Consider the following 6,020-nt stretch of genomic DNA (forward strand, 5'->3'; position numbering starts at 1 on the left):
CATCGATGCTTCGCTTTCCACTCGCCGGACTCCCGCCTCGCCATTCGCGTGTCCCGCCTTCGCGCCAACCCAACATTCGCTGCGGCGTCCAGACCCGGCAGGCCTGCCGCCCGCACCGATGACCGACGACACCCCGCGCAGGCGCAAGGGCGTCGGCCCGGTTTCGCTGAGCGAAGTCGCCGTGCAGGCCGGCGTCTCAATCTCCACCGTCTCGCGCATCGTGAACGGCGAGACCCGGCGGGCTTCGCCGGAAACGCTGGCGCGCGTGCGCGAGGCGATCAAGACCGTGGGCTACCACCCCAACCAGCTTGGACGCGCGCTACGCAACCGTGAGAGCCGCCTGGTCGCGATGCTGGCCGCCAACCTCGACAACCCGGTGATGGCCACGCTGGCCGCCTCCACCGAGGCCGCGCTGCGCGAGGCCGGCTACACGATGATCCTGTGTGACACGCACGACCGGCCGGAGCTGCAGGACGACTATCTCAACGCCATGCGTTCGCAGGTCGTGCAAGGCTACGTGATGGTCGCGGCTCAGCCCAGTGCCGGCCTGCGCGACTTCGTGGAGCGCGGTGCGCCTATGGTCTTCGTGAGCCGGCGCAGCCCGTTCGGCACATGTTCCTTCGTGGGGCCGGACAACCTGGCGGCCGGCGCCGCCGCCGCAGACTACCTGCTCGACCGCGGCGTCGACGCGCCGGCCGTGGTATTTCCGTCGCGCGGATCGTCCACGACCAGGGAACGCGTGCAGGGCTTCTGCGAGCGGGCCGGCACCAGAGGCTTGTCAACCGACCGGATCCGACGGGTAGAGGCCCCGGGCATCTCGCACCTGGAAATCGGCTAYGCCGCCGGGGCCCAGTTCGCGGCGCCCGGCGCCTGGCCGCGTGGCGCGATGTGCATCAGCGACCAGGTCGCCTATGGCCTGCACCGCATGGCCCGCGAGAGCGGGATCCGGGTGCCCGGCGACTGCGAGYTGGTCGGCATCGACGGCAACCCGATCAATGCCTGGCTTGCCCCGTGGCTCACCTCGGTCGAAATTCCGCATCAGGATTTCGGACCGGTCATCGTGGACCTGATGCTGAGCCTGTGGGGCGGCGAAGCACCACGCGAACGCCTCATGCCGCACCGCATGGCGGCTGCGCTCGAGACCTGAAACCGGCCAGGCCTGCGCCGGATGCGTCACGCGCCGGGTTTAGGTCTTTTCCAGATCACGCCGTCCACCAGGTAGTGATGGAAATTCACGGTGAAATGCAAAATGAATACGGTGGGCAGGCCCAGCCAGATCAGTTGCCGGCCGGCCACCGACAGCGCTTCGTACATCACCGCGCCCAGCACCAGGCATACGGCGAGGTATTTGGCCGCATTTTTGAACGGCTTCACCGGGCGCTGAATGTCCTGGCTGCCGATGGATCGTTGGCCGTCCGCGCCCGGCAACTGCGCATCACGGCGCACATTCTGCAGCCATACAAACTGCAGGTATTGCAGGTTGTGCCAGATATTGACGACCAGCCAACCCGACGTGATGTCCGTGACCCACAGGTAGGCGACTGCGGTGACAAGCAGGTGCGACGCTACAAACAGGCTGTGCCCCGCGTTGAGCCGCCCGGCCAGCGCAAGGCGCACCTGCCGGTACGCCCACCATGCGCATACCAGCACAGCGGCGATGCCTGTTGCGCCAGTCAACGCGGCGTCGACAGGCGGCAGGTAGATGGGATAACCATAAAAAGAGTCGGGTGCCGTTGTACACCGGTGCATCAGGCCCCAAAGCGGAAAGAGGTAGATCAGGCTTTCCGACAAACGATCCGGGCCCGCTGCTTGCGGGTCGGCCCTTCTGTACGCCCTTGAAATGCCGAAGGACTGCCGGGTGACATGGTAGGTCTGGGCTATGAAGTACAAGGTGAACAGGCCACCCAGCTCATAGGCTAGTGCCACCATCGTGACCCCGGCAAGCACGATGAGCGGCAAACCAAAAATCAGGAACCAGTGCTTTTTAACGCGGGCTTTATCAAACCCGACCCGGGTGTAGGTTGCAATGACATGGGGGTTGGCAAACAACCAGATATCCACCAGCACCACCGCCACAAACATCGCCGGCGAGATCGTCGCCAAAGCGCCCAGAGCAAACGCGATACCCACTGTGCCAAAGAGAAACAGCCTGTCAAACCACGGCCCATGGAGAAACGGGCCATGAGTACCTGCGCCAACAGACAGGCGCAGGCTCATGTCACAACCATAGGAAGCGGAGGCGGGCGGGGTGAGCCCAATGGGGCGGATTTTGGCGGCCGGATGAACTGGGTTCTTGGCCGAAGATACCGTTCCGTGGCCGCCTTCGTTTGATCGTAGGCGCTGTTGAGGCCGGCTTCAAACCGCGCAGCCAGTGTCAACCTGCCGGACACGGCGGACAAACCCGCGGGCGGCAATGCCTGATAGGGGTCATACACCGACCTTGTCTCGCACGGGTAACAAAAGCCGTCGCTGTCAAACTGGCTCGCGATTTGAATCGAATAAACCACACCGGCGGGTTTATCGCCGTCAACCGGAAAAGAAAATGCCAGAACGGAATCAGCCGCATCGGCGGCAGGATTGCTGTCGCGCAACAGAATGAACCCGGAATCCGTGAAGGCACGGACCACCTCCCGCTTCAGATCCGGCAATTTGACCTTGGCGTAAGAGTTGTCGTAACCCGGACGGTTACGCTCCCCGCTCCACATGTTTTTGTAATCAAACCCGTGCTGGGGATCCAGGTAATCCCGGGATTTGCTTTTGATTGACGCATACGCTTGGTCGATATCAGAATAGAGCCGGCTGCTGAGATCGTATTGAGCCATCCATGGCAGTTTCCCCATGTCCCTCTCGTTCAGTATTCGCCCCCTTCGCAAGAAGCAATTCATGCATTTGTTCTTGACAATGGTGCCGTCAACCTTGAATTCAAAAATCATGGTTCCGGATTTGCCGTTCTTATCCATGGGATAAGAGAACTGAAAGACCGTGCTGTCATCCGCATCTTTTCTTTTAGCAAGCAGGGAAAAATTGAATTCCGAAAATGAATCAACCAGCATTTGATTCAAATGATCCGCCCTGATATTGCGGTAGATCGCCACGGGAAATGCGTGCGGCACCCAAGGATCTATTGTTACGACGGGTTTTGCAACTGGCTGGCTGCTTGAAATGGAAAAACATCCAAGTCCCAGGATCAATGCCAAAAAAACTGCAATTCTGGACAACATTTTCAGTACTCCCCCGTTGGCGTTATCCATGGATTAAACATCATGGCCGTCTTCCATCAAGAGGAGTTTTATCTCGATTGGATGCCACATTGAATCCAATTCACCGAACGCCAGCAATTTTGGCCATGAAAAAAGCGCCTGAAGAGGCGCTTTTTTATGGATGCGGCCGGGAGCCGCATCAGCAAAACCAGCTCAACCCTGGTGGGGGCGCTTGCCTGGGTTCTTTTTGCTGCGGGTGTGCGAACCGCGCTCCAGGCTGATCTTCTGGCCGCGGCCGGTCGTGATGGTGTAGCCCTTGGGAGGGACTGGCTTGGGGGCGCAGATGTCGGCTTCGACTCTGATTTTCTTGGGCATGGAAGACTCCGGGTTAAAAATGGCGTAGCCCGTGATTTTAAGCCACTCCGGGGCTGCAGGCCTCCGCCGGGCTTATCAGGCGTACAAGGCGACCGGCGCCTGCTCCCGGACGCACTGTGTTTGGGCCGCCGCCAGCGTGCGCGCCACGGGCTCCCAGGTGCTGGCGTAGGCGGGCAGCGCGTCGGGCGCAAAGGCGGTATGCGGCCAGTCGGAGCCCCAGACCAGGCGCCGGCCGAACAGCCCCGCAACCTTGCGGATGACCTCGTCCAGCGCCTCATACGGCGCTTGCACGCCCAGGCGGTACCAGCCCGAAAGCTTGACCCAGGCGCCCTGGGCGGCGAGTTGCTCCAGTGCCCGCCAGGCCGGGTGATCCGGAGGAATGCCGGCGTGCATGCCGGCGAGGTGATCCAGCACCGCCGGCACCGGGCTGGCCGCATGCAGGGCCGCGATCACGGGCAGGTCTTGCGGTGCCGCATACCACTGCACATGCCAGCCCAGCGCGCGCAGGCGCGGCGCCAGGGCCTGGAAGCTGTCCCGGGCGCCGTCACCCTCCCCGGCCTTGAGGCTGTCCCCGACGGGAGACACTAGGTTAAAGCGCACACCGCGCACGCCGAGCGCATGCATGGCCTGCAGCGCCGCATCGTCGATGGAAGGCGGCAGCACCACCACACCGCGATGCCGCCCGCCACCGGCACGCAAGGCGTCCAGCAACACCGTGTTGTCGGTGCCGTAGACGCTGGGCTGCACCAGCACCAGGTGGCCGAAGCCATGGCTTTGGGCCAGTTGCTCGATGTCCGCCAGCGGCCGGTGCGCGGGCTGGTAATGGCCCGGCGCGACAGCCGCAGCGGCGTCAAAGACGTGGACGTGGCTGTCCCAGCCGGGCGCCACCGGGTCAGGCGTGGAACTCTGCACCGCTTAACCCGTGGTGATCTTGCGGTCTTTGATGATGCGGCCCCATTTGAGCTGCTGGGCCTTGAGGAAAGCCTGCGTCAGCGCTTCAGGGCCCTCGGGGAAGGCTTCGCCGCTCAGGCTGCGGATACGGCCCAGCACTTCGGGGTCGGCCATGGTCTTGCGGATAGCGGCGATCAGCGCAGCTTTGGACTTGGCGTCTATACCAGCTGGGGCCAGCACCGGGTTCCACTCGAGCACCTCATAAGCCGGCACGCCGGCTTCTTCCATGGTCGGCATGTCGGGCAGCGAGCGCGTGCGGCGCCGGCTGGTCACCGCCAGCGGGCGCAGCCGGCCCGACTGGATCTGCCCCAACGAGGAGGCCACGTTGGCGAAGAACAGCGGCACCTGGCCAGCCATCACGTCGTTCATGGCCGGGCCGCCGCCGCGGTAAGGCACGTGCACCAGCTTCACGCCGGCCAGGTCTTCAAACAGCGCACCGGCAAGGTGCTGGGCCGAACCGTTGCCGGAGGAGGCATAGGCGATCTGCCCGGGTTTGGCCTTGGCCAGGCGTATCAGGTCCTTGACGCTTTTGGCCTCAAAACCGGGCGTGCACACCAGCACGTTGGGGAACTGCGCCAGCACGGCCAGTGGCGCGAACGCCGTGTCGGTGTCGTAGGGCAGCTTGGGATAAAGCGCGGGATTGACGGCGAAGGACGAGGCATCGACCAGCAACTGCGTGCCGTCGGGCGCGGCGCGCGCCACCTGTGTCGCGGCGATCTGGCCGCCGGCGCCGGGTTTGTTGTCGACCAGCACGGTCTGGCCCAGGAACTCGGCCATGCGCGGCGCGATCAGCCGCGCCATCAGGTCGGCGCCGCCGCCCGCGGCATAGGACACGACCAGCGTGATCGGCTTGCCGCCGGCGATCTGGCCCGCGGCATGGGCGGCAAAGGCCCAAGGTGCGGCGACGGCCGCGCCCGCGGCCTGCAGCACGAGGCGGCGCGAGCGGTTCAGGGGTTGCGCTTTGCTTGCAGGGTGGTTGCTTGGGTGTGACATGGTTTTCTCCGATTTCGGGGGGTGTTCAAGGGACGTTCAGGTGATGGTGACGGTGTAGTGAAAAGCGTGGGCGTCGCCCCGCGTGTAGCGCACTTCGACGCAATGGCCGGCCAGGTCGTAGGCGCAGCGCGTGACCAGCGCACAGGGATGGCCGGCCGACAGGGCCAGGTGGCCGGCCTGCGCCGCCGTCAGCGCGCCGAAGCCGATTTCATCGACCGCGCGGGCCACGTGCACGCCGCAGCGTTCGGCAAACATCGGGTAGAGCAGGTCGCCCCAGCTGCCGGTATCGCTCTCGACGAGCTCGGCAAACAGGGCCGGGGGCAGCCAGATTTCCTCATAAACACAGGGCTGGCCCGAGAGCGACCGCACGCGTTGCAGCCGCAGCGCCATATCGCCGCGTGCCAGGCCCAGGCGCCGTGCCACCTCGGCGGGCGCGACCAGCAGCCGGCGCGAAACGATGTGCGAGGCCGGCACTTCACCCGTGCCCTCGCCGAAGCGGAA

At 64.3% G+C, this 6,020-nt stretch carries 7 protein-coding genes; 1 reads left to right on the forward strand and 6 read right to left on the reverse strand.

From position 1 onward, the window contains the following. Positions 1–118: 118 nt before the first annotated feature. Entirely contained in the window at positions 119–1,147 is a 1,029-nt protein-coding gene (locus AC1D1X_RS13520) for a LacI family DNA-binding transcriptional regulator (protein ID WP_477668580.1), read from the forward strand. Positions 1,148–1,173: 26 nt separating this feature from the next. Here AC1D1X_RS13520 and AC1D1X_RS13525 read toward each other — a convergent pair whose 3' ends face one another. The 6 genes from AC1D1X_RS13525 to AC1D1X_RS13550 all read right to left on the reverse strand — a co-directional run. After that, a complete protein-coding gene (locus AC1D1X_RS13525; RefSeq protein ID WP_477668581.1) occupies positions 1,174–2,217 on the reverse strand; it encodes a hypothetical protein in 1,044 nt (347 codons plus the stop codon). Further along, positions 2,214–3,251, reverse strand: coding sequence for a hypothetical protein (locus AC1D1X_RS13530; RefSeq protein WP_477668582.1), 1,038 nt, complete (start codon positions 3,249–3,251; stop codon positions 2,214–2,216). The genes AC1D1X_RS13525 and AC1D1X_RS13530 overlap by 4 nt, the downstream gene beginning before the upstream one ends. 162 nt (positions 3,252–3,413) lie before the next feature. Further along, the gene (locus tag AC1D1X_RS13535) at positions 3,414–3,575 is read right to left on the reverse strand and encodes a hypothetical protein (RefSeq protein WP_007863796.1); all 162 of its coding nucleotides are present in this window, start codon (positions 3,573–3,575) and stop codon (positions 3,414–3,416) included. A 75-nt stretch (positions 3,576–3,650) separates the two neighbouring features. Next, positions 3,651–4,487, reverse strand: a complete 837-nt coding sequence (locus tag AC1D1X_RS13540; RefSeq protein WP_477668583.1) for an amidohydrolase family protein — start codon at positions 4,485–4,487, stop codon at positions 3,651–3,653. Between the two features lie 3 nt (positions 4,488–4,490). Beyond that, on the reverse strand, positions 4,491–5,519 hold the full coding sequence (locus tag AC1D1X_RS13545) for a tripartite tricarboxylate transporter substrate binding protein (protein ID WP_477668584.1): 1,029 nt from the start codon (positions 5,517–5,519) through the stop codon (positions 4,491–4,493). A 36-nt stretch (positions 5,520–5,555) separates the two neighbouring features. Continuing rightward, on the reverse strand, positions 5,556–6,020 hold a 465-nt coding region (locus tag AC1D1X_RS13550), incomplete at its 5' end, for a GntR family transcriptional regulator (RefSeq protein WP_477698452.1).

Source organism: Polaromonas sp. P1_G4 (assembly GCF_056405475.1).